Origin of the sequence: Paraburkholderia sp. GAS348, assembly GCF_050434205.1 — a bacterium.
In the GTDB taxonomy this organism is placed as follows: domain Bacteria; phylum Pseudomonadota; class Gammaproteobacteria; order Burkholderiales; family Burkholderiaceae; genus Paraburkholderia.
In genome coordinates this window covers 19,831-44,285 of the sequence record NZ_JBNPVT010000016.1, presented here as the reverse complement: position 1 = coordinate 44,285, position 24,455 = coordinate 19,831, and the positions used below count along the sequence as shown (strand labels likewise).

18 protein-coding genes and 2 riboswitches are annotated in these 24,455 nt (G+C 63.7%); of the genes, 12 read left to right on the top strand and 6 right to left on the bottom strand.

Annotated features, from left to right (window positions below; all coding sequences use genetic code 11):
- Positions 1-16 precede the first annotated feature (16 nt).
- On the top strand, positions 17-730 hold the full coding sequence (locus P3T22_RS23420) for a GntR family transcriptional regulator (RefSeq protein WP_082855338.1): 714 nt from the start codon (positions 17-19) through the stop codon (positions 728-730).
- Between the two features lie 10 nt (positions 731-740).
- Here P3T22_RS23420 and P3T22_RS23415 read toward each other — a convergent pair whose 3' ends face one another.
- The 3 genes from P3T22_RS23415 to P3T22_RS23405 form a co-directional block, all read right to left on the bottom strand.
- A complete protein-coding gene (locus P3T22_RS23415; RefSeq protein ID WP_063499191.1) occupies positions 741-1,784 on the bottom strand; it encodes a rod shape-determining protein in 1,044 nt (347 codons plus the stop codon).
- A 247-nt stretch (positions 1,785-2,031) separates the two neighbouring features.
- Entirely contained in the window at positions 2,032-3,084 is a 1,053-nt protein-coding gene (locus P3T22_RS23410; protein ID WP_063499190.1) for an ABC transporter substrate-binding protein, read from the bottom strand.
- Between the two features lie 173 nt (positions 3,085-3,257).
- Positions 3,258-3,393: riboswitch (guanidine-I (ykkC/yxkD leader) on the bottom strand.
- A gap of 116 nt (positions 3,394-3,509) precedes the next feature.
- Positions 3,510-3,878 carry a hypothetical protein gene (locus tag P3T22_RS23405; protein WP_063499189.1) on the bottom strand — a complete coding sequence of 123 codons (369 nt, stop codon included), beginning with the start codon at positions 3,876-3,878 and terminating at the stop codon, positions 3,510-3,512.
- A gap of 156 nt (positions 3,879-4,034) precedes the next feature.
- On the opposite strand from P3T22_RS23405, the gene P3T22_RS23400 reads away from it, so the two are divergent.
- The 9 genes from P3T22_RS23400 to P3T22_RS23360 all read left to right on the top strand — a co-directional run bounded on the left by P3T22_RS23400 (position 4,035) and on the right by P3T22_RS23360 (position 16,211).
- Entirely contained in the window at positions 4,035-4,898 is an 864-nt protein-coding gene (locus P3T22_RS23400) for a sugar phosphate isomerase/epimerase family protein (RefSeq protein ID WP_063499188.1), read from the top strand.
- Between the two features lie 66 nt (positions 4,899-4,964).
- Positions 4,965-6,065 (top strand): isopenicillin N synthase family dioxygenase, encoded by a 1,101-nt coding sequence (locus P3T22_RS23395; RefSeq protein WP_082855337.1) that lies wholly within the window; start codon positions 4,965-4,967, stop codon positions 6,063-6,065.
- A 362-nt stretch (positions 6,066-6,427) separates the two neighbouring features.
- Positions 6,428-6,585, top strand: a riboswitch (guanidine-I (ykkC/yxkD leader).
- Between the two features lie 57 nt (positions 6,586-6,642).
- A complete protein-coding gene (locus P3T22_RS23390) occupies positions 6,643-7,398 on the top strand; it encodes an urea amidolyase associated protein UAAP1 (protein WP_063499187.1) in 756 nt (251 codons plus the stop codon).
- Positions 7,399-7,409: 11 nt separating this feature from the next.
- Positions 7,410-8,066: an urea amidolyase associated protein UAAP2 gene (locus P3T22_RS23385; RefSeq protein ID WP_429326271.1), complete on the top strand. Its 657-nt coding sequence runs from the start codon at positions 7,410-7,412 to the stop codon at positions 8,064-8,066.
- A complete protein-coding gene (uca, locus tag P3T22_RS23380; protein ID WP_429326270.1) occupies positions 8,063-11,740 on the top strand; it encodes an urea carboxylase in 3,678 nt (1,225 codons plus the stop codon). Before P3T22_RS23385 ends, uca begins: the two co-directional genes overlap by 4 nt.
- Positions 11,741-11,845: 105 nt before the next feature.
- On the top strand, positions 11,846-12,817 hold the full coding sequence (locus P3T22_RS23375; RefSeq protein WP_063499184.1) for an ABC transporter permease: 972 nt from the start codon (positions 11,846-11,848) through the stop codon (positions 12,815-12,817).
- A gap of 81 nt (positions 12,818-12,898) precedes the next feature.
- Complete coding sequence (locus P3T22_RS23370) at positions 12,899-13,813, top strand: ABC transporter ATP-binding protein (protein WP_429326269.1); 915 nt, start codon at positions 12,899-12,901, stop codon at positions 13,811-13,813.
- Between the two features lie 149 nt (positions 13,814-13,962).
- A complete protein-coding gene (locus P3T22_RS23365; protein WP_063499182.1) occupies positions 13,963-14,640 on the top strand; it encodes a heavy metal response regulator transcription factor in 678 nt (225 codons plus the stop codon).
- Positions 14,640-16,211 carry a heavy metal sensor histidine kinase gene (locus P3T22_RS23360; protein ID WP_429326268.1) on the top strand — a complete coding sequence of 524 codons (1,572 nt, stop codon included), beginning with the start codon at positions 14,640-14,642 and terminating at the stop codon, positions 16,209-16,211. Before P3T22_RS23365 ends, P3T22_RS23360 begins: the two co-directional genes overlap by 1 nt.
- Here the strand turns inward: P3T22_RS23360 and P3T22_RS23355 are convergent.
- From P3T22_RS23355 to P3T22_RS23345, 3 genes are read right to left on the bottom strand one after another with little or no spacing between them, the layout of a single operon-like run.
- The gene (locus tag P3T22_RS23355) at positions 16,192-17,658 is read right to left on the bottom strand and encodes an efflux transporter outer membrane subunit (protein WP_429326267.1); all 1,467 of its coding nucleotides are present in this window, start codon (positions 17,656-17,658) and stop codon (positions 16,192-16,194) included. The genes P3T22_RS23360 and P3T22_RS23355 overlap by 20 nt on opposite strands.
- Before the next feature lie 18 nt (positions 17,659-17,676).
- On the bottom strand, positions 17,677-19,032 hold the full coding sequence (locus P3T22_RS23350; protein WP_429326266.1) for an efflux RND transporter periplasmic adaptor subunit: 1,356 nt from the start codon (positions 19,030-19,032) through the stop codon (positions 17,677-17,679).
- A 19-nt stretch (positions 19,033-19,051) separates the two neighbouring features.
- Positions 19,052-22,297, bottom strand: a complete 3,246-nt coding sequence (locus P3T22_RS23345; protein ID WP_429326265.1) for an efflux RND transporter permease subunit — start codon at positions 22,295-22,297, stop codon at positions 19,052-19,054.
- Between the two features lie 304 nt (positions 22,298-22,601).
- Between P3T22_RS23345 and P3T22_RS23340 the strand changes: the two genes are divergently transcribed.
- Both P3T22_RS23340 and P3T22_RS23335 read left to right on the top strand, forming a co-directional pair.
- Entirely contained in the window at positions 22,602-22,889 is a 288-nt protein-coding gene (locus P3T22_RS23340; RefSeq protein ID WP_429326264.1) for a DUF4148 domain-containing protein, read from the top strand.
- Between the two features lie 398 nt (positions 22,890-23,287).
- On the top strand, positions 23,288-24,409 hold the full coding sequence (locus P3T22_RS23335) for a porin (protein WP_429326263.1): 1,122 nt from the start codon (positions 23,288-23,290) through the stop codon (positions 24,407-24,409).
- Positions 24,410-24,455: the final 46 nt, after the last annotated feature.

Below are 24,455 nucleotides of genomic sequence, written 5' to 3'. Positions count from 1 at the left end.
CCAGGATCTGGACACCATGATGCAAGGTATGCCTGCCGTGCCGGCCGCGGCCAATCCGCTCGCCGAGCAGGTGTACCAGCAACTGAAGAACGATATCTTCAGCTTCCGCCTGTTTCCCGGCGACCGCTTTTCGGAGAACGGCATCGCGCAACACTACGGCGTGTCGCGCACGCCGATGCGCGACGGCCTGTTTCGCCTGCAACGCGAGGGCTATCTGGAAGTCGGCTTCCGGCGCGGCTGGAAAGTGGCGCCGATCAATTTCGACCAGATCGATCAGCTCTACGATCTGCGCATCGTGCTGGAAGTGGCGGCCGTCGAGCGTGTGGGGGCGGGCGGCGACGCCGCGCATGCGGCCGTCGAAGCGCTGCAGGCGGTATGGTGTGTCGAGTCCGAAATGCGCGAGAGCGATCCGGTGAAGATGTTCGGCATGGACGAGAATTTCCATCGTCAACTGGTCGCCGCGACCGGCAACGCGGAGATGCTGCGCGTGCATAACGAAGTGACCGAGCGCATTCGCATCGTGCGGCGGCTGGACTTTCTGAAACCGCACCGCACGAGCGCCACCTACGACGAACATTCGACCATGCTGAACCTGATCGAACGCAAGCGGGTGACGGAAGCGATCATCCTGCTGCGCGCGCATATCACGCAGAGCAAGCTGGAAGTGCGCAAGATCACCCTGTCGATGCTGGCAGCGGCACGCGATAGCAAGTTGCCGTTCGTGTCGTGAGGGGCCACCCTCACTCGTAAGAAAAAGCCCCGCCGAACTTATCCATCCGCTCCAGCGCCATGCCCGAGCCGCGCACCACACAGGTCAACGGCGCTTCGGCGACGAACACCGGCAAGCCGGTTTCTTCCGCAAGCAGGCGGTCCAGGTCGCGCAGCAACGCGCCGCCGCCCGCGAGCATGATGCCGCGCTCGGCGATGTCGGCGCCCAGTTCCGGCGGTGTCTGTTCCAGCGCGATCTTCACCGCCGAGACGATCTGATTCAGCGGATCGGTGAGCGCTTCGAGAATCTCGTTGCTGGACACGGTGAAGCTGCGCGGAATGCCTTCCGACATATTGCGGCCCTTGACCTCCATCTCCTTGACTTCGGAGCCCGGAAACGCGGAACCGATTTCCTTCTTGATCGCCTCGGCGGTCTGTTCGCCGATCAGCATCCCGTAGTTGCGGCGGATGTAGTTGACGATCGCATCGTCGAACTTGTCGCCGCCCACGCGCACCGAACCCTTGTAGACGATGCCGCCGAGCGAGATCACACCCACTTCGGTCGTGCCGCCGCCAATATCGACCACCATCGAGCCGGTCGCCTCGGAGACGGGCAAGCCGGCGCCGGTGGCCGCGGCCATCGGCTCTTCGATCAGATAGACCTGAGAGGCGCCCGCGCTATGCGCGGCTTCCTTGATCGCGCGGCGCTCGACCTGGGTCGAGCCGCACGGCACGCAGATGATGATACGCGGCGACGGCGCGAACATGCGCGACTCGTGCGCCATCTGGATGAAGCGCTTGATCATCTGCTGGGTAATGTTGAAGTCGGCGATCACGCCGTCCTTCATCGGGCGGATCGCCTCGATATTGCCCGGCACCTTGCCGAGCATCTGTTTCGCTTCCTTGCCGACGGCCAGAATGATCTTCTTGCCGTTCGGGCCGCCTTCCTGGCGAATCGAGACTACCGAGGGTTCATCCAGCACGATGCCCTTGCTACGCATGTAGATCAGGGTGTTCGACGTGCCGAGGTCGATTGCCAGGTCGTTGGAAAAATAGCCGCGCAGAAAACCAAACATGCAAATTCCTGTCTCGCTGATGCCGGGCGCGAGAACGCGCCGCATTGGGAATGCCGCCCGGAGGCGGCAGGCGACCGGGAGGTGGTCGGGAGAGAGGGAAGAATAACAGCTTCGGGCGGGGGCTACTTTGGCGCCGCAACGAATCGCATGAGTTGAGCGGCAGCGCCTGCTGCCGCCCATATTGCCATGTCTGGCCGGAGCGCCCGGCTACGGCCGCAGAAGGCCGGGTCAGGCCATCGCGAGGTCCTTACGGCGCATTGGTCAGCGCCGGGTCGAGATAGGCGCTCACGTTCTGCGATTGCTTGTAGACCGCGTTGCGCACGTTGAACTTGTCCGCGTTCACGCTCGAACCGTACACAGAGTCCAGCCCGTCACCCTTGACGAAGGCCTTCCTCGCCGCCGCTGCGTCGAGCAGATGTGTGCCTTTGAGCAACGGCAGATACTGGGCCGGCGTCAGGCCGACGCGCGCGGACATGATCTTCACGGCATCCGGTTGCGTCTTCGGATCGTTGATATAGGCCACGCAGCGATACCAGACCTTGATCACCTTGGCCCAGTCGGCCTTGCGCGACTGCAGACTGACCGGATTGACCGTGATTGCGTCATAGATCAGCCCCGGCGCGTCGGCCGAGGTGAAGATCGGACGTGAGCCCGGCACGCGCTTGAGTGCTTCGCCCGCGTTCGGCTGCCATGCGCCGACCGCGGCAACGTCGTTGGAGGATGCCAGCACCTGCGGCAACTCGTTCGTCTTCGCGTTGACGAGCGTGATGTCCGATTCCTTGAGCGCATGTTTCTCCAGCGCCGTGTCCAGCAACAGGTGATCGACCAGGCCCATTTCGACACCGACTTTTTTGCCCTTGAGTCCATCCACCGTGCGAATGGGCGGTTTGGCCACGATCATGTCGTTGCCGCTCGAGTAATCGGTCAGGAGGACCATCACGTTTTTGGCGCCGCTTGCGCCGGTGACCAGCGCATCGCCGTTGGTTGCGCCGACCGCGTCGAGCTTGCCGGCGGAGAACGCATCGAGCGATGCCGAGTAGTCGAACCACTGAAAATTGACATCCACGCCGGCCTCCTTGAACCAGCCTTTGTCGATGGCAATCTGGAAGGCGACGAAGCCGGGCCAGTCGCTATAGCCGATCGCGAGGGGCGCGGCCGCTTGCGCGGGTGCGGCGGCGAAACCGGTGAAACCAATGGCAAGCGCGGCGGCAGCGCCGGCGATCGCGCCACGCACGCGGCGCGGCGAGGGAAGACGGTTAAGTGAAGTGAGGGACCTACGGGCGGATGCGAAGCGTTTCATCTTTTTCTCCAGGAGACCGGTCAATTGCGATTGTTGAGTTGGATCGCGCGGCGACTGCGCGATAAAACAACATGACCGGTTCCCGCGAGAATCCGAACGGTGCGGACACTGCGCGAAAACTGCGGGAGACAAATGCCGGCCACGGAGAGGCGCGATAGGCATCGCTATCGCCAATCTCCCGGGCTTTTGTCCCGCCGTGTAGTGCAGCCGCCGCGCGCTCCCGGATCGAGCCCGAGTCGAACGAACTGCCGCACCGGGCTGCTCTCGGACCAGACATTCTTGCGAACCGGAACCCTAGCATCCCTAAGATGCGACGCTGCCGCACCTCTCGGCAACCAATCTAGCGAGAAATATGCCAGCTGGAGCGCGCGATATCGCGAGACGCTGTTACGCGGCTCCTTCAACGCAAATAGGGCGCCGAGGATTCAATCCAGCGCGGCAAACCGCTGATGCACGTAGGCGAGAAACTGCTCGAGGCGCGCCTCGATCGATGCCGCGAGACTGACTCGCTTGATGCGGCGATCCGCTTCGGAACTCGTCTCCAGCAGCCAGCCGACGTCGATCAGGTCCTGCACATAGCGAACCGCGGTGCGGCGGCTCACGCCAGGCATGAACTCGTAGAGCGCTGTTTTGGCGAAGTCGTTTTCCGGCTCGACCCACATCCGGCAAAACAGATCGCTGTAGTTGAGGTCGTTCAGTCCGAGGTCGCCGAAATGCGAGGACCACTGCCAGTCCATGTCGAGAATGGCTCGCGCGACCGCTTGCCCCTTGTGACGTGCAAGTTTCTTCTTCATCGATTCACCACGAGGAGGAGGGCTGCACAGTTTAAGTGCTAATCGCGCCGGAAATCGGGCGCACCTGAATCATGCACGGTGAAGCCAGGATATTTTATTGGCGAAGAAATTTCGTGTGTATTATTGCATGCAATTTTGCATGTAATTGGAGAGGCGATGAATTTCGAACTGTTCAAGACGTTCTGGGGATTCGACGGCGGCCCGCATGATGCCGCGCCGCTGGTGCGCGCCGCGGGCTTCGACGGCATCGAGGCGCCGGTTCCGACGGGCGGCGCCGAGCGTGACGCGTTTGCGCAGGCCATTGCCGACGAACGTCTTGCGTTCATCGCGGAGATCACGACGGCGGGCAGTTATGTGCCGGAGCGGTCCGCCACGCCGGCGGATCACCTGCGCGACTTCGAGGAAAAGATCGTGTGGGGCAAGCCGCTCAAGCCACGCTTCTTCAACGTGATGGCGGGCTGCGACGCGTGGCCGGCGGCCACACAAGTGGATTTCTTCGCGCGCGCGGTGGACCTCGCCGCGAAGCACGAGGTGATCTGCAGCTTCGAGACGCATCGTGGCCGCTCGTTCTACAACCCATGGATTACCCGCGATGTCGCGCGTGCGGTGCCGGAACTCAAGCTGACCTGCGACTTCAGCCATTGGGTGTCGGTGTGCGAGCGTCTGCTCGACGGCGAATGGGACACGATCTTCGAGCTTGCGCCTCATGCGCATCATCTGCACGGGCGTGTCGGCTATCCACAAGGTCCGCAGGTTCCGCATCCCGCTGCGCCCGAGTACGCAGACTGCCTCGCCTCGCACCAGCGGATCTGGGAGGTGCTGTGGCGCGCACAGATCGATCGGGGTTACACCACCACGACGATGACGCCGGAGTTCGGCCCCGACGGCTATCTGCACACCTTGCCGTTCACGAATGCGCCGGTGGCCGATCTGTGGGAGATCAACACGTGGATGGGGCGCGAAGAGCGGCGCCATTTCGCGACGTTTCTTGCCGGACGCGGGGCGCATGACGGTCTGTAAACCGAACTGCAGACGCATTTGCCGGCTCGCTGGCCCATCGAACCGCAGCACGCATTGGGAACCCTCATGAACCACACTCACACCCGTTTCGACCGCCTGCCCGTCGTCGACGTCAGCGGCCTCTTTAGCGATGACCCGCACCTGCGTCTTGCAACCGCGCGCGAACTCGACCTCGCAGCGCGTGACGTGGGCTTTTTCTACGTCACCGGCCATCAGGTCTCGCGCGCACAGCAAGCTGCGCTAATAGAACAGGCAAAGCAGTTCTTCGCCACCCCCGACGACTGGAAGATGCGCTATTACATCGGCAACTCGACCGCGCATCGCGGCTATGTGCCTGAAGGCGAAGAGGTTTTCGCGGGCGGCAAGCGCGACAGGAAGGAAGGGTTCGACACGGGCCGCGAACTGCCGCCCGACGACCCCGACGTAGCGGCCGGCACGCCAATGCTTGGGCCGAATAGGTGGCCTGAGCAGCCGGGTTTTCGTGAAGCGGTCGGCGGCTATTACGACGCGGCGTTCGCGCTCGGCCGCGCGTTGTTCCGCGGCTTCTCGCTCGCACTCGGCTTGCCGGAAACGTATTTCGACAGGTACTTGCAGAAACCGCCGAGCCAGCTGCGCCTGCTTCACTATCCCTTCGACCCGTCCGCGGAAGACCGGCCGGGCATCGGCGCGCATACCGACTACGAGTGCTTCACGATCCTGCTGCCGACGGCCCCCGGCCTCGAAGTGATGAACGGCGAGGGTGAGTGGATCGACGCGCCGCCGGTCGACAACGCGTTCGTCGTGAACATCGGCGACATGCTGGAGGTGTGGACGGGCGGCACATACGTGGCGACGTCACATCGCGTGCGCAAGGTGAGGGAAGAGCGCTACGCGTTTCCACTTTTCTTCGCCTGCGACTACCACACCGTGGTCGCGCCACTGCCGCAGTTCGCGACACCCGAGGCGGTGGCGAAATACCCGCCGGTAGCGGCGGGCGACCATCTGTTCGCACAGACGGCGCAAAGTTTTACCTATCTGAAGCAGCGTTTGGAACGCGGTGAACTGGCGCTGCCGGAAGGGTCGAAGGGTTTGGCGAGCTTTGGGCAACAGGCCCGCTATGCGCGAGAGCTTCGCGACCTTGGCGCCGCCTCGTCTACGAGCGGCGCCGTTGTTTCTGCAATTCGATGAAACGTGCCGACATCAGCGTATAGAGCGCGCGGCGAAGCGTGGCAAGCGTGAGCATGGTCGGATGAGGGCGGTGATGAGTGTGACGCCCTGACTCGCACACACCGTGCCATCGTGCAGAGCCCCTACGCCGCGTGAGACACGTGAGCGCGCGGCCCAATCATGGTGCTTCGCGCATTCAACTGGTGCCGATTCGGCTTCAGTCATGGTGCGCGCGCCATCAACCCGACCCACCGCCGGCCGCCGCAGGGTGCCGCCGATAGCATTCAATCCTTTGCCACCCTGTGCTTTCGGCTTCAGCAGCGTAACGCTGGCACGCAATTCGCTTAGCTACGCAGCGAGAGGTGCGAAGTAATTTGCATCATCTTCAGGATCGCTAGGGTTCCGGTCGTAGCGCTTTAAGGGCTTTTAGATGGCTTTAAAGCCCGCGCACGATGTCTGGTCCGAGAGCAATCCGGTCTTGCCGTTCACCTTCTTTCAAGGCGCCGGCGAGGCTCCACGGAGGGATAAAAGCCCGGGAGGTCGCGATGTCGGTCAATCGCCCTCTCATGCTTTTCCCCAACCGATACCAGGAGCCTCCATGTCGACGCAAACCCCAGTCGATCTCGCACCGATCCCGCATGCGTTATGGGAAACCGTGATTCCTGCCGGCACCCACTGGTCCGGCGTGTTGCGCCGTGGCATGGCGCTGCGCGTCGTCGACCCCGAGGGCGGCGCCAATCTGGCCGCCGTGTTCTACCGGCACGACGAATCGCTCGAACGCTACAACATGGCCGATACGCTGAAGGCGCAGCACACCGCGCATCTGACGCGCGGCCACGTGCTCTACTCGGACATGGGCCGCGTGCTCGCCTCGATCACGGCCGACACGCTCGGCTGGCACGATCCGCTGGGCGGCCTCGGCGATGCCGAACTGTTCGCGGATAAGTACGGCGTGGCCCGTTATCAGCAACACCGCAATGCGATGATCCGCAACGGCCGCGACAGCCTGCTGCTCGAACTGGCCAAGCACGGTCTGGGCACGCGCGATCTCGTCGCCAATATCAACTTTTTCAGCAAGCTCGCCGTTGGCGAGGATGGCTCGCTCGAGTTCGTGACAGGCCATTCGAAAGCCGGCGCGGCGTTCGATCTGCGTTTCGAAATGGACACGCTCGCCGCGTTTTCGAGCGCGCCGCACCCGTTGGACCCTTCCTCCGAATACGAACCGAGGCCCGTCAAGCTGATCGCGTACCGCGCGTATGCCGCCGATGCCTCCGTACCGGCCGACGATCCCTGCCGTTGCGCCTGTCCCGAGAATGAGCGCGGCTTCGTCAACACCGATCGTCTGTTCGTTTAAGGAGACCCGCGATGCCCATCATTGAAAGCAAGCTCGATATCCGTCACGCGGTCTACGACCTCACGCTGCCGTCCGGCGAACCGTGGCTGCATGAGGTCAAGCGTGGCCAGCTGTTCCGCATTCTCGATCTGGAAGGCAATCAGGCCGTCGACACGCTGTTCTACAACAGCGCCGATCCGCTCGAACGCTACAGCGCGCAGGATACGATCCGCGCGCAACGCAACCTTTATCTCTCCGCCGGCAGCGTGCTGATGTCGAACCTCGGCAAGCCGATGCTCACCATGATCGCGGACACGTGCGGGCGGCATGACACCCTCGGCGGCGCCTGCGCGGCCGAGAGCAATACGGTCCGCTATGCGCTCGACAAACGCCATATGCACAGCTGCCGCGACAGCTTCCTGCACGCGCTGACGCATTGCACGTGCGGCGTGGGTGCGCAGCTCACCAAACGCGACATCGTCAGCAATATCAACTTCTTCATGAACGTACCGGTGACGCCGCTCGGCAAACTCACCTTCGAAGATGGCATCTCGGCGCCGGGCAAATACGTCGAGATGCGCGCCGAGATGGACGTGACAGTACTGATCTCGAACTGTCCGCAGCTGAACAATCCCTGCAACGGCTACAACCCGACGCCCGTGCGCCTGACCATCTGGGACGCCCAATGAAATTCGACAAAGTCCTGATTGCCAATCGCGGCGAAATCGCCTGCCGTGTGATTCGCACGCTCAAGCGCCTCGGCATTGCATCGGTGGCCGTCTATTCGGAAGCCGATCGCCACGCCATGCATGTGATGCTCGCCGATGAAGCGGTCTGCATCGGCCCGGCGCTGGCAGCCGCCAGCTATCTGAATAGCGCGGCGATTCTCGAGGCGGCGCGCGCGACCGGCGCGCATGCCGTGCATCCCGGCTACGGTTTTCTCTCGGAAAACGCCGCCTTCGCGCAGGCATGCGAAGACGCCGGCATCCGTTTCATCGGGCCGCGCCCCGCGCAGATGCTTGAATTCGGCCTGAAGCACACGGCACGCGAGCTCGCGAAAGCGAACGACGTGGCCTTGCTGCCGGGCACTGGCTTGCTGCCCGATGTTTCAACCGCATTGAGCGAGGCCGAGTCGATCGGCTACCCAGTGATGCTGAAAAGCACCGCGGGCGGCGGCGGCATCGGCATGTCGCTGTGCCGCGATGCGGCGCAACTGGAGAGCGTGTTCGCATCGGTCGCGCGGCTCGGCGAGGCCAACTTCGCGAACGCGGGGGTCTATATCGAGAAGTTTGTCGAGAACGCGCGCCACATTGAAGTGCAGATTTTCGGCGACGGCCGCGGCAGTGTGATCGCGCTCGGCGAACGCGACTGCTCGGTGCAGCGGCGCAATCAGAAGGTGATCGAGGAGACCCCTGCGCCGGGTCTGACGCAAGCGGAACGCACGGCACTGCATGCGAGCGCCGTGCGCCTCGCGCAGGCCGTCAAGTACGAGTCCGCCGGCACGGTGGAGTTCGTCTTCGACGCCGACACGCGGCGCTTCTATTTCCTCGAAGTGAACACGCGCTTGCAGGTCGAGCATTGCGTCACGGAGGAGGTGACAGGGGTCGACCTGGTCGAGTGGATGATCCGTCAGGCAGCGGGCGAGCTTGCGCCGCTCGACACGCTTGTGCCGACGCCCAGCGGCGCGAGCATCCAGGTCAGGTTGTACGCTGAAGATCCGCACAAGCAGTTTCAGCCGAGCGCGGGTGTGCTGACGCATGTCGCTTTCGCAGCCGACGCGCGGGTCGACACATGGGTCGATGCAGGCACCGAGGTCAGCGCGTTCTACGATCCGCTGCTCGCAAAGATCATCGTCAAAGGCGCAACCCGCGATGCCGCGCTCGACGCCATGCGCGCCGCGCTGGAGCACACGCAGCTCTACGGCATCGAGACGAACCTCGACTATCTGCGCGCGATCGCCGGCTCGGCGACCTTCGCGCGCGGCGAGCAGACCACCGCCTTCCTCTCGCGCTTCATGTTCGCGCCGCACACCGTCGACGTGCTCGACGGCGGCGTGCAGACCACCGTGCAGCAAACGCCGGGACGGGTCGGCTACTGGGACATCGGCGTGCCGCCGTCCGGCCCAATGGACGATCTGTCGTTCCGGCTCGCCAACGAACTGCTCGGCAATCCGGCTGACGCGGCGGGACTCGAATGCGCGATGGTCGGCGCGACGCTGCGCTTTAACACCGCGACGCTGTTCGTGCTGGGTGGCGCGCCGCTCGCCGCCACACTCGACGGAGAAGCGGTCGCGCTGTGGCAGGTAATGCGCGCACCGGCCGGTTCCGTGCTCAAGCTCGGCGGCGTGACCGGCGCCGGTATGCGTGCCTGTCTCGCGCTCAAGGGCGGCTTGCAGGTGCCGGACTATCTCGGCAGCAAGGCGACCTTTACGCTGGGGCAGTTCGGCGGCCACGCGGGGCGCGCCTTGCGCAAGGGCGACGTGCTGCATCTCGCCGCCGACGCGGGCCGCGGCGAAGCAGGCGCGCAACTCGATCCCGCGCGTGTGCCGGTGCTGACGCACGACTGGACCCTCGGCGTGCTCGACGGTCCGCACGGTGCGCCGGACTTCTTCACGCCGGATGACATCGCGATGCTGTACGGCACGCGCTGGACAGTCCACTACAACTCCAGCCGCACCGGCGTCCGGCTGATCGGCCCGAAGCCGCAATGGGCGCGCACGGATGGCGGCGAAGCAGGGCTGCATCCGTCGAATATTCACGACAATGCGTATGCGGTCGGCGCGGTCGATTTCACTGGCGACATGCCGGTGATTCTCGGCCCCGACGGTCCAAGCCTCGGCGGTTTCGTCTGTCCGGTGACGGTAGTGAGCGACGAGTTGTGGAAGCTGGGGCAACTGCGGCCGGGGGATACGGTGCGGTTCGAGCCGGCGCACGCGCAACAGCCGCAGACGGCATCTGCTGTGTCTGCTGTGTCTGCTGTGTCTGCTGAATCAGTTGAATCAGTTGAATCAGTTGGATCGGCGGTAAGCGCGAACCTCAGCGCGCATGATTGCATTCTCTACAGCGATCCATCCGCAGGCGAAGGCACAGGCGTGGTCTACCGCCGCTCGGGCGACCAGAACGTGCTGGTCGAATACGGCCCGCTCATGCTGGACCTGAACCTGCGCTTTCGCGTGCATGCACTGATGAACTGGCTCGATGCACACCGCCTGCCCGGCATCGTCGATCTCACGCCGGGCATCCGCTCGCTGCAGGTGCATTTCGACCCGCGCACGCTGTCGCACGACACCTTGCTCGCGCATCTGCAGCAGGCCGAGCGCGAACTGCCCGCCGTCGACGACATGCGCGTGCCGAACCGCATCGTGCACCTGCCGCTGTCATGGGACGACCCGTCGACGCGGATCGCGATCGAACGCTACATGCAATCGGTGCGGCCCGATGCGCCGTGGTGCCCGAGCAATATCGAGTTCATCCGTCGCATCAACGGCCTCTCCAGCATCGACGACGTGAAGCGCATCGTGTTCGACGCGCGTTACCTGGTGATGGGTCTCGGTGACGTCTATCTCGGCGCGCCGGTGGCGACGCCGCTCGACCCGCGTCACCGGCTCGTCACGACCAAATACAACCCCGCGCGCACCTGGACGCCGGAGAACGCGGTGGGAATCGGCGGCGCCTACCTCTGCGTGTATGGCATGGAAGGGCCGGGCGGCTATCAGTTTGTCGGCCGCACCGTGCAGATGTGGAACCGCTATCGCACCACGCGCGAGTTCGAAGCCGGCAAGCCTTGGCTGTTGCGGTTTTTCGACGAGATCCGCTTCTACGAAGTCAGCGAGGCCGAGCTGGCCGAACTGCGCGCCGACTTCATCGCGGGCCGCGCGAGTCTGAAGATCGAGGAATCGGTGTTCGACCTCGGCGCGTACAACCGCTTTCTGAAAGACGAAGCCGAATCGATCTCCGCCTTCAAGCGCTCGCAACAGGCGGCGTTCGACGAAGAGCGCGAACGCTGGAATGCCGCGGGGCATGCGGAGTATGTCGGCGAGCCGGGCAGCGACACGGGTTCGGCGATTGGCAACGGGGCGGACGACGCGCTGGCGGCGGGTCAGCAGAGCATCGTCGCCGACGTCTCGGGCAGCGTCTGGAAGCTGCTCGTCAGCGAAGGCGAGCGCGTGAGCGAAGGGCAGGTGGTGGCGATCGTCGAATCGATGAAGATGGAAGTGTCGGTTGCCGTCACGGAAGACGGCGTGATCGAAACGATCGATTGTGCCGCCGGCGCGGCGGTGGTCGCGGGCCAGCGGTTGATGGTGTTGCGAGTGCCAGATGCAGGCGTTGCGGCCGACGCCACAGAGGAGGTTACGTGCAAATGAAACAAGCCGACGAACGGTTCCAATCGATGCCGATTGCGGCGCAGCAGCCGCGCTGCGCGTCAGACGGGCCGGGTTCCGGCGCCGAACACTGCCTCGGAGAATCCCATGACCGTCATTAACAGGAGCGACTGGTTCGCGGTGCGCCGCGAACTCTCCGCACGCGGCAAGTGGCTGTTGGGCTTCGGCTCGTTTCTGTTGCCGCTTCTCGTGTGGTGCATCGTCAGCTACGTGCCGTTCGTCTGGCATCCGCAGGTGCTGATCGAGAGCCCGGGCAGCGTCGACTATTTCCAGCCCGGCATGCGTGTCGACAAGGGCGTGTTCGCCGACGAGCTGAGCCATGCGCAAGCGGGCCACACCGCCTTGCCGACAGGCGAGCCGGTCAACCCGGTGTACCTGCCCGCGCCCCACGAAGTGCTGCGCGCGTTCTACACCGCGTTCACCACGCCCCCCGCGTCGCGCGACGGCGTATGGCTGCATCAAAGCCTGGGGCACAGCATCCAGGTCATCTTCTGGGGCTTTTTGCTGTCGTCGGTGATCGGCGTGCCGATCGGCATCGTGTGCGGGACCTACAGCGCGATCGCGCGGCTGCAGGAGCCATTTTTCGAGTTCTTCCGCTACTTGCCGGCGCCCGCGTTCGGCGCGCTGATGGTGGCGATCCTCGGCATCTATGACGGTCCGAAGATCGCGATCATCGTGATCGGCACGCTGTTCCAGCAGGTGCTGATCGTGGCGAACACCACGCGCAAGCTGGAGTACGGCCTGTTCGAAGCGGCCATGACGCTCGGCACGAAGAAACTCAAGCTGCTCACGCATGTGGTGATTCCCGGCATCCTGCCCGACCTGTACCGCGACCAGCGCATCCTGCTTGGCTGGGCGTGGACCTATCTGATCGTGGCGGAACTGGTCGGCACCAGTTCCGGCATTACCTGGTACATCACGCAGCAGGCGCGCTATGAGCATTTCGACAACGTCTATGCGGCGATCATGATGATCGGGATCATCGGACTCGGCACCGACCTCGTGCTGGCCTATGCCGGCCGCAAGCTGTTTCCGTGGGACCGCACGCTCAAAGCGTAGCGGAACCGTTCGCGCCCCCGGCCTGCCGGCCTACACCGCACGGCGCGGCACCACACTGCACCGCATTCAAGGGATTCAATCATGTTAAATCCGCAACCGATTCCGTCGTACCTAATTCAGTCCGAAGCGGTGCGCGAGCGTTTCGACCGTCTGAAGTCGCGCGAGGTGATCCTCGAAGTTCGCGATCTCGACAAACGTTTCGAGAGCGCACAGGGCGAGTGCACCGCGCTGAACGGCATCAGCTTCAAAACGCACCGGCGCGAGTTTGTCTGCGTGATCGGACCGTCGGGCTGCGGCAAGTCGACCTTGATCCGCATTCTCGCGGGCCTCGAACGGCAGACGAGCGGCAGCGTGCTGCTCGACGGCAAGCCGGTGGAGGGGCCGGGCGCCGATCGCGGCATGGTGTTTCAGGGCTACACGCTGTTTCCGTGGCTGACGGTCAAGAAAAACGTCATGTTCGGCCTGAAGATGAACGGCCACAGCAGCATGCACGCCGAGCGCGAAGCGCTGCAATGGCTCGATCTGGTCGGCCTGACGAAGTTCGCCAATGCGTATCCGCATCAATTGTCCGGCGGCATGAAGCAGCGCGTGGCGATTGCTCGCGCGCTCGCGAACCGGCCGCGCATTCTGCTGATGGACGAGCCGTTCGGCGCGCTCGATGCGCAGACCCGGGCGAAGATGCAGACGCATTTGCTCGATATCTGGCGCAATATCGACGTGACCGTATTGTTTATCACGCACGATCTGGACGAAGCGATTTTTCTGGCCGACCGCATCCTGGTGCTGAAGGCAAATCCCGGCGAGGTGCAGGAATTGATCGAAGTGCCGGTGTCGCGTCCGCGCGATTATTCGCAGGTCACGTCGCCGGAATTTCTTGCCACCAAGGCGCGGCTCGAAGCGCTGATTCATCCGCCCACGGCCGCAGCCGACGAGGATGACGAGGCCATCAAGCCGCATATGATCCGGATGACGGACGTGACGGATAACGTCGAGTAGGAACGGCCGCCGGGCGCCAACGCTTATGCCTGGCCTTTCCGCGGGCGCGCACGGCCGGCCACCGTCCGCCGCCCACATTACCGGATCGTAATCATCTCGCGCGCTGCTTGCCGGTATCATTTGACGGTCAAGCACAGCGGAGCACTCCCATGCGCATCCTGGTGATCGAGGACGAGCTCAAAACAGCGGCTTATCTGAAGAAAGGCCTGGAAGAGTCCGGCTACGCGGTCGATGTCGCGAACGACGGCCCACAAGGGTTGATCCTCGCGCAGGAAGAAGAATACGACGTGATCGTGCTCGACGTGATGCTGCCCGGCATGGACGGCTGGACCATCGTCAAGACCTTGCGCAACACGCGCACCACGCCGGTGTTGTTCCTCACCGCGCGCGACGACGTCGACGACCGCGTGCGCGGCCTCGAACTCGGCGCGGACGATTACCTCGTCAAGCCGTTCGCCTTCGTCGAATTGCTGGCCAGGGTGCGCACGCTGGCGCGCCGTGGGCCGCCGCGCGAAAGCGAACTGATCAAGGTGGGCGATCTGGAAATGGACGTCAATCGCCGGCGCGTGAAACGCGGCGGCACGCGTATCGATCTCACGCCGCGCGAGTTTTCGCTGCTGCAATTGCTTGCGCGCCGCCAGGGCGAAGTACTGAGCCGTACGCAGATTGCGTCCTATGTGTGGGACATGAATTTCGACAGCGATACGAATGTCGTCGAAGTCGCGATCCGCCGGCTGCGCACCAAGATCGACGATAACTTCCCCGTCAAGCTGATTCACACAGTGCGCGGCGTCGGCTACGTGCTTGAAGTGAAGGACGCCGCTTGATGCGCGGCCGCTCGCTCGCCGCAACGCTTGCGCTAGCCTTCGGTGTCACCACGCTCGCGGTTTTCGTGCTCGTCGGGAGTTTTCTGTACCTTGCGCTGGCGAAGCAGATCAAGGCGCAGGACGATCTCGACATCGTGCTCGCCGCGCGCCATGCACGGCGGCTCGCCCAGGAGCTCGATACGTCGAAAGCGATTCGCGAGCACAGTGACCGGCTGACCAGCATCGTGCTGGGCAATGAAACGATGTCGATGGAGATGTTCGGTCCCGATGGGCACATGGCGATCGAGCACAACGCCGGAGAGACGATCCCGGCGCCGGGCGGCACTGCTTCTACGGTCTCAAACGCGCCGAATGCTTCCATTGCACTTGATGGGGCAAGCGAAACGAACGAAGCAGGCGACGCAGGCGATCTCCATGATCCCGGCGAAACCGCTGAAGCTGGCGGCGTCGAGACGATCGCCGCGTTGCCGCCGCTCACGCGGATTGCCGCTTCTGCGCGCATTACCGACGCGGATATCGGCGCCTGGACCGGCCGCAATGGCGCACCGATCCGCGGCATTCTCGCGGACGCGCGGCTGCGCGACGGCGACACGGCGACCGTGCTGATCGCGCGCAACATGAGCGACCGCTGGCGGCTGCTCGACCGCTATAGCGACAAGCTCGAGATCGCAGGCGCGGCCGGCGTGATTCTGGCGATGCTGCTGAGTTATCTGCTGATTCGCGCCGCCCTGCGGCCGTTGCGCGATATCGCGGCGAGTGCGGGCCGCGTCACGGTCAATCGCCTGAATACGCGGATCACGGTGGCGCGTGTGCCGAGCGAACTCGAAGCTTTGGTGAACGCGCTGAATGCCATGCTGGAACGCGTCGATCACGGCTTTCAGCGCCTGTCGCGTTTCACCGCCGATCTCGCGCACGATATGCGCACGCCGCTTAGCAACATGCGCGGCGCCGCCGAAGTCGCGCTCGCCCGGCCACGCTCCGCCGACGAGTATGAATCCTTGCTCGCATCGAATCTGGAAGAATGCGACCGCCTGTCGCGAATGATCGAAAACGTGCTGTTTCTTGCGCGCGCCGAACATCCACAGTTCGTCAAGCACATGCGCGAGTTCGACGCGGGGCAGGAACTGACGCGGATTGCCGAATACTTCGAAGGTATCGCGGACGATGCGAATGTCAGGGTGCAGGTCACCGGTGCGGCGATGCTGACAGCGGATCTCGAACTGTTTCGCCGCGCCGTCAGCAATCTGCTCGCCAACGCGATCCGCTATACGCCGCAGGGCGGCGAGATCGCGCTCGATGTTCGCGCATCGGCCGATGCGGTGTGCGTCACCGTGTCGAACGAGGGGCAGCCGATCGCTGCCGAGCATCTCGAACGGATCTTCGACCGCTTCTATAGGGTCGATCCGTCGCGCAGTGCCTTGCCTTCGTCCGGCTTGTCGCAAGGGTCCACCGGTTCGACCGGGCTCGGGCTTGCCATTGTCCGCACGATCATGGAGTTGCATGGCGGCACGGCGCATGCGGAGAGCGACGCGCAGAGCACGCGTTTCGTTCTTACGTTCCGGCGGGTTTAGGGGCTGGCTGCCCACGCCACGTCCCACCCAACGCCTTCAACAACAACACGCTCGACTCCAACTGCCGCGCGGCAATCTGATCTGCGGTGCGCTGGTTCGTCAGCGCAATGGTCTGCGCGGTCACCACGTCGAGATAGCTCACCGCGCCTGCATTGAAGCGGTTTGTCGTCAGCCGCAACGACAGATCCGCGGCCGTGGTCGCGCGCTGCTGGCTGGCGGCTTCGTCGGCGAGCGAATGCAAGGCGGACAGATTGTCCTCGACCTGCTGGAACGCCACCAGCACCGATTGCCGGTAATCCGCCACCGCGCCGTCATACTGCGCCGTCGCGCCATGCAGGCTGGCCGTGCGCTTGCCGCCGTCGAACAGCGTGCCGACCAGTTGCGGGCCGAGCGACCAGAATAAACTCGGCGCGCTTAGCCACGGCGCGAAGAAGGTGCTTTCCAGCCCAGCGCTCGCCGACAGCACCAGATCGGGGAAGAAGGCCGCGTGCGCCACGCCGATCTGTGCATTCGCCGCCGCCACGCGCCGTTCGGCGGCGGCGATGTCGGGGCGTCGTTCGAGCAGTTGCGACGGCACGCCAACGGGAATCGCCGGCGGCGTCGCAGCCGAGCCGTTCGGCGGCAGCGTGAAGGTTGAGGCCGGCTCGCCGATCAGCGTGGCAATCGCATGCTGCGTCTGCGCGCGCGTCACGTCGATGTCGGTGTCCTGCGTGCGCGTCGCTTCGAGTTGGGTGGTGGCTTGGGCGACCGCGGAGGCATCGATCGCGCCGTCTTTCAATTGCTGCTGCAGCAGCTTCAAGGCGGCGGCGTAGGCGCTCACGCTGTCGTCGAGCAGCTTTTTCTGCGTGTCGAGCGAACGCAGGGCGAAATAATCGACGGCGAGATCGGCGCTCATCGACAGGCGCACGGCTTCCAGATCCGCTTCACTTGCAGCGGCGTCGGCTCGCGCGCCGGTCACGCTGTCGCGCACCCGGCCGAACAGATCCGGCTCCCAGCTCGCGGAAACGCCAGCCGAATAATCCGGCACGGTCTTGCCCGCGAGCGATTTGCCTGCGACGTTCTGCGACGTCCGCGAGCGGTCCTGTGCAACACCGGCGGTGATGGTCGGGAAAAAGCCGGCGCGCTGATAATCCACCATCGAGCGCGCTTGCTGGACCTGCGCAACTGCCTTGCGCACGGTCTGGTTGGAGACGTCGACACGCGCTTCGAGTTGATTCAGCACCAGATCGTTGAAGATCGTCCACCAGGGGCCACGCGATGCCGTGTCGGCAGGTGCGGCCTGGGCCCAGCCGGGCGCCACGCCTGCGTACTGCGCGGGCATCTCGACGATGGGACGTTGGTACGGCGGCAACGTCGAGCAGGCGCTCAGCAGTGCACCGATCAGCGTGACCGCAATCGAACGGCGCAGCAACGGACGTGAACGAAACATGGGAGACATTCGGCTCATCCTTTTGATGACTGGTGCTCAGCTATGCATGGCCGGCGCGATCTGCACGAGCTGGCCGGTACTCAGCGAATCGCCGGGGTTATCGATCACGCGGTCGGTCGCCGCGAGGCCCGTGGTGATCTCCACATGCGTGCCGAAATCGCGGCCGATGTGCACCGTCTTGAGCGCAGCACGGCCGTTGCCGTCGACCACGGCGACCGTCACGCCATCCGGACGGAAGAGCAGGGCGCTGACCGGCAAATCGAGCGCCTGCGTGGTCGACTGCAACTGCAGATGCACCTGCACATAGGCGCCCGGCATCAGCGCGCCATCCTTGTTATCGACGTCGACCTCGACGCGCAGCGTGCGGCTCGACGGATCGATCGAGCCGGTCGTACGCGCCACCTTGGCGGCGATCTGCCGCTCGGGATATTGCTGCGCGGTCAGATACACGCCGGTGTCGGGTGTCACGTAGGGCGCGTCGTTCTGCGGCACGTCGACGAATACGCGCAGCACGCTGGTCTGCTGGATATGAAACAGCTCGCCCGACATACCCGCCGTGCCTGGCGTGCCTCCCGCCGTCACCAGCGCGCCGACATCGACGTTGCGCGCGGTGATCGTGCCGTCGAACGGTGCAGTGATCTTCTCGTACGACACCAGTTCGGCCAGGTGCGCGACGTTGGCCTGCGCCGACGCCAGCATCGCGCGGCGCGCTTCCATATCGCTGACTTTCGTATCCGCGTCCTGCTGCGCGACCGATTGGGTTTTCAGCATCTCCTGCCAGCGTTGCGCGGTGGTCTTCGCGAAGTCGAAGTTGGCCTGCGCGGTGGCTTCGTCGGCACGGGCCTGGCGCAGTTGCGCGTCGAGATCGGGTGCGTCGATTGTGGCGAGTGTCTGGCCGCTTTTCACCTGGGCGCCGATGTCGGTGTTCCAGTGCGCCAGATAGCCGCTCGTGCGCGCATAAATCGATGCTTCGGCGAACGGTGTTACCGCGCCAGGCAGCAGCAGCTCGTGGACGGCCGGCGCGGGGCGCGGCGTAACGACGGAAACGCTGAGCACGCTTTGCGCTTGCGTCTGTTGCGTCAACGCGGCGCTTGCGTGCAGACGCGGCACGATGCCGACGATCAGCAACGCCGCAGCGAGGCCAGCCAATGCGAATGGCCACACGCGGCGGCGCGGCTTCGAGCTTGGGGCCATGTCGGCGGAGCGGATTGTTCCAGCGTAATTGGCGTGCTGGTCTTCTTTCTCGCTCGCGGGCCAAGCCGACGGAGCGGCATGTGCAGTCTCAGCAGCGCGGGCCGCTTCGTCGGTCTTGGCAGCCTCAGCGGCTCGATCAGCCTCGACGGCCGATTCAGACCTATCGCCGAGGTCGGGCGGAAGTGATGGATTATTCATGAACAGGTTCTCGTCGGAGTCAAAGTGTGCGGGCGGGAACGCGGGATTCCTGGCTGTCAGTACGCGCCGCGCGGCGTTTGTCGAGCCACGCATGCACCATCCCGTAGACGACCGGAACGAACAGCAAGGTGGACACCGTGCCGAGTGCGAGGCCGCCGATCACCGCGCGGCCGAGCGGCGCGTTCTGTTCGCCGCCATCGCCGAGGCCGAGCGCCATGGGCAGCATGCCGATCAGCATCGCGAGCGCGGTCATCAGCACCGGACGGAAGCGGCTGAAGCCCGCCTCGAGCGCGGCCTGCAGCGGCGGCTTGCCGCCGTGGTGGAATTCACGCGCGGTGTTGATCACGAGAATACTGTTGGCCGTGGCAATGCCGATGCACAGAATGGTGCCGGTCAGCGCCGGCACGCTCAGGCTCGTGCCGGTGCTGAACAACATCCACGCAATCCCCGCGAGCGAGCCCGGCAAACCGCTGATGGTGATGAACGGATCGAGCCACGACTGAAAATTGACGACCATCAGCAGATAGACGAGGGCGATCGCGAACACGAGGCCGCTTGCGAGGCCGCCGAACGAGTCGTGCATTGCCTGCACCTGGCCGCGCACCACGATCGACGCGCCCGGCGGCAATTGCGGCCGGATCTGATCGACGAGACGGTTCACGTCGGCCGCCACACCGCCGAGGTCGCGCCCTTGCGCCGACGCGAAAATATCGAGCACGGGCTGCACGTTGTAGTGCGAGACGACGGCTTGCTGCGTGGCGCGTGTCAGCGTGCTCATTGCGCCAAGCAGGTTTTGCGGAGCGGGGCCGTTGCCGTTTGCCACAGCGGACGCCGTCATCCCGCCCGTACCTGCGCCACCGCTCTGCGCAACCGGAATATTGGCCAGAGCCTGCAACGAGTTGATGTCGTACTGCGGCATCATCGCCATCAGCGGATAGCTGACGCCGTTGTGCGGATCGAGCCAAAAATTCGGCGTGGTCTGGGAACTGCCCGAGAGCGCGATCAGCAGGTTCTGCGATACATCCTTTTGCAACAGGCCGGCCTGAATCGCCCGCGTACGGTCGACATTCACGTTGATCGCGGGTTCGTCGCCCGGTTGCTGGATGCGCGCATCGACGAGGCCGCGCACGCCGCGCAGTTGTGCGAGCAAGCGGTTCGCCACGACGCGATTGGCGTCGAGCTTGTTGCCGACGATCTGAATATCGATCGGCGCGGGCAGGCCGAAGTTGAGAATCTGGCTGACGATGTCGGCGGGCAGGAAGGCAAACGTGACGCTGGGGAAATCTTTCGAGAGCGTGTTGCGCAGCGTCGCCACATAGGCGGCGGTGGGCTTGTGTCCGGCTGCGAGCGTGATCATCACGTCAGCGTCTTCGGGGCCGATCGGGTCGGACGAATCGTAGGTCAGGTTGATGCCGCTCACAGGCACGCCGATGTTGTCGAGCATGGCCGCGAGGTCCTGCTTCGGGATCACGCTGCGCAGCCGGGCTTCGACTTCATCGGTGAGGCGCGCGGTGTCTTCGATACGCGTGCCGGTCGGCGCACGCAGATGCAGGCGGATCTCGCCGGTATCGACAGCGGGGAAGAAATCGCGGCCGGCGAATGGCACCAGTGCGAGCGAACCGATACACAACAACAGGAAGATTGCGATGAAGCGGCGCGGTCTCGCGATCGCCGAGCCGAGCACGCCGCGATAGCCTTCGCGCAACCCCTCGAAGCGATGTTCGAAAGCGGCCTGGAAGCGGATCAGGCGCGCAATCGGGCCATTGCCCGTGACTGGCGCGTTGCTGCGCACGCGCATCAGATACATCGCGAGGGTCGGCACCAGCGTGCGCGAGAAGAAATACGACGCGATCATCGCGAACACCACTGCTTCGGCAAGCGGCACGAACAGATAGCGGGCAACGCCGGAGAGCAGAAACATCGGCACGAACACGATGCAGATCGACAGTGTCGAGACAAACGTCGGCACGGCAATTTCGCCCGAGCCGTTCAGAATCGCGTCGTGCAGCGGCTCGCCGTTTTCCAGATGATGCGTGATGTTTTCGATCGCGACGGTGGCATCGTCGACGAGAATCCCCACCGCGAGCGCGAGCCCGCCGAGCGTCATGATGTTGATGGTCTGGCCGAGTGCGGAAAGCGCGATCAGCGAGGTGAGCACCGCGAGCGGAATCGACACCGCAATGATCAGCGTGGCGCGCCAGCTGCCGAGAAACAGCAGAATCATCAACGCGGTCAGGGCCGCTGCGATTACCGCCTCGCGCGCCACGCCCACCACCGCCGACTTCACGAACACGGATTGATCGGACAGCGCGGCGATATGCAACGCACTCGGCAAACCGGCCGCGATATGCGGCAGCATCGCCTTGACCTGCTGGATGATGGTCAAGGTGGACGTGCTACCGGATTTCTCGATGGTGAGGAGCGCGGCGCGTTTGCCGTCGCTGCGCACGATGTTGGTCTGCGGCGCATAGCCGTCGCGCACATGGGCGACGTCGCGCACATACACCACGCCGCCGGCTACCGTCCTGATCGGCAGGTTGTTCAGCGCGGCCACCGTGTCGGTGCTGCCGTTCATCTGCACGTTGTATTCCTTCGTGCCGATTTTGGCGGTGCCGCCCGGCAGAATCAGGTTCTGCGCGTTGACGGCGTTGACCACGTCGAGCGGGGCAAGGCCCTTGGCCTGCAGCGCGCGCGGATCGATATCGACCATGATCTGCCGCACCTTGCCGCCGAACGGCAGCGGCACCGACGCGCCTTGCACCGTCGCCAGCTGGGTGCGGATCTGGCTGTTACCGAGGTCGTAGAGCTGCTGCTCGGACAGCGTGTCGCTGGAGAGCCCGAGTTGCAGGATCGGCACCGTCGACGCGTTGTACGTGATGATGTTCGGCGGCAGCGTGCCAGGCGGCAGCACGCGCAGGATCGACGCGGAATTGGAGGCCGCCTCGGCGATCGCGCGATTGATGTCCGCGCCCGGGTGGAAAAAGATCTTCACTACCGAGACGCCGTTCAGCGATTGTGACTCGATATGCTCGATATCGTCGACGTCGGAGGTGAGCGCGCGTTCGTAGTTCGACGTGATTCGGTTGGCCATGTCCTGGGCGGAAAAGCCGTTATACGTCCAGACGATGCTGACCACCGGGATGTCGATGTTCGGAAAGATATCGACGGGCGTGCGCAGTATCGCAAGCGGGCCGACGATAAAGATCAACACCGCGAGAACCACGAATGTATATGGGCGGCGCAGCGCGAGCTTGACGATCCACATGACGGTTTCCTGAAAAGAGGCGGATGGAGGCGCGCGGCTTGTTTCACTGCCTGGCGGCGGGTGGCGCGGGCTTCTTTGTGAGTCAGGAGTGTGGGGGTTTGGCGCTTACCGGCGGTGGTCGGGTAGATTACCGTTCTGTTATCTTCGGTTTGGGTTTTAGGTTTGGGTTTTTGAATTTGCGTTTAAGCGCGGTGCGTAGATAACAAAACGGTAATCCGAAGGTCAGTGCTCCGACAGCTGAAATGACAAGAATAGGAAGCGTGGTTCAAGCCACTCCTTTCTTCCACATCTTCGGAGAGACATCATGAAACTGCTTACCGCGATCGCTGTTGCTGCTCTCAGCCTGCCGTTCGGCGCGAATGCTTTCGCCCAGTCCAGCTCGTCAGGGTTGACGCGGGCCGAGGTCATGGCTCAGTTGCAGCAGGCCCAGGCTCAAGGGCTCGTGCCGGCGCCTAAAAATGACTATCCGCCTAGTGCGGCCACCGTGGCGCGGAATCGGGAGATCTATGCTATTCAGCATGGGATGGATGGCGCTGACGCTATGAAGACGGCTGGGGCGCCTGCTGCCGATGCTGCGGCGGCTTCTAATTGACGCTATGTCTGTTTGCCTGCGGCGTGAGTGACAAGGCCGTCATACTTCCGGCGGCGCTGCGCGCGCCGCCCTGCATCAACTTGCCTTACGAACCCAGTTGCTTCCCTGCGCCACAGCCTTCGGTGTGGTTGACGAGCTCGCGGACCATCTGAGCCATTTGTTCAGGGTGGGTGACCGGCACCCAATGCCGCGCGCTCAGTTCACGGCGCCAGTACTCCAGGTATCTGGCGTCTGCGCGCAGGTGGTGTGGAACATCGCCACAGGAACATATGCTTAAGAAGGATTCAGGAAAACCCAAGGACGGGCGTAGCGTTCCCGAATAGACTTTGCCAATCGACGCGTTCCGCTGTTGGAGCGATTCCCGTGGCGCCGCCCGGACCACGCATCAAGGAAACGGCATGAAAACGCAGAGCTCTGTTGTCACGGCAATCGTAGGTGGGGCCTTGGCATTGGCGGCGTCACCTGACGTGCAAGCGCAGAGCGCCGTGACGTTGCAGGGCGTCATCGACGGCGGCGTGACGTACGTGAACAATCTGCATGGCGGGGCGACCGCGCTGTTCGATAGCGGGATTTTGTCGCCGGACACGTTGAGTCTGAAGGGGAGTGAAGATCTTGGCGGCGGCAACAAGGCGCTGTTCGAACTCACTTCACAATTCGATCTGGGCAGTGGCGCAACGATTCCGGGCGCCGGACAAATCTTCAATCGCACAGCGTTCGTCGGACTAGCGAATGACCGGATGGGTTCGCTTACCTTCGGCAATCAGTATGATTTCATGTTCGAGACGCTGTCGCTTGGCCGGTATGACGGCGCACTCCTGTTCGGCGGTCTCTATGATTTCCGCCAGGGTCCGTTCTCTGCATTGGGTGTGCCGGACAATCCGACCGGTTCGTTCGATTTCGACCGGATGGCGGGCGCCACGCGAGTGCCCAATGCGGTCAAGTACCACAGTCCGGAAATCGCCGGCCTGACGTTCGGGGCGCTGTATGGATTCGGCGGCGTACCGGGCTCGTTTTCTTCGGACTCGACAATGAGTTTCGGCCTGAACTACACCAATGGGCCGTTGGGTTTGGGCGCCGCCTATGTGGATGTGAAGTATCCGCAATTGAATAACGGCAGCGAGGGGATCCGGAATTTCGGTTTCGGGGCGCACTACCAGTTTGCCCGCGTTCTTGCGATGCTGTTGTACACGAACACGGAAAACACGGCGAGCGGCGCGAGGATCGACGTGTACAAGGCGGGCACCTTCTGGAACATTGCCGGGCCGTGGGCTTTCGGGCTTGACTACGAGTACATGAAAGGCAATGCAGTGCTGCTGAACAACAAGGCCCAGCAGATCACAACTGCAATACAGTACAACTTCTCCAGACGGACCACGGCGTACGTCGAAGCGATCTATCAGCGAGCAAGCGGTGACGGCTCGGTCACACAGGCGTGGATAAACGGTCTGAACCAGCCGGACGATGCGGCGAGCAACCGCTCCCAAACCTTGGCACGGGTCGGATTGCAAATGAAGTTTTGACGCCGTCGTAGTTCGTCAATGTGATCGCGATGCCGCGGTCTCTGCC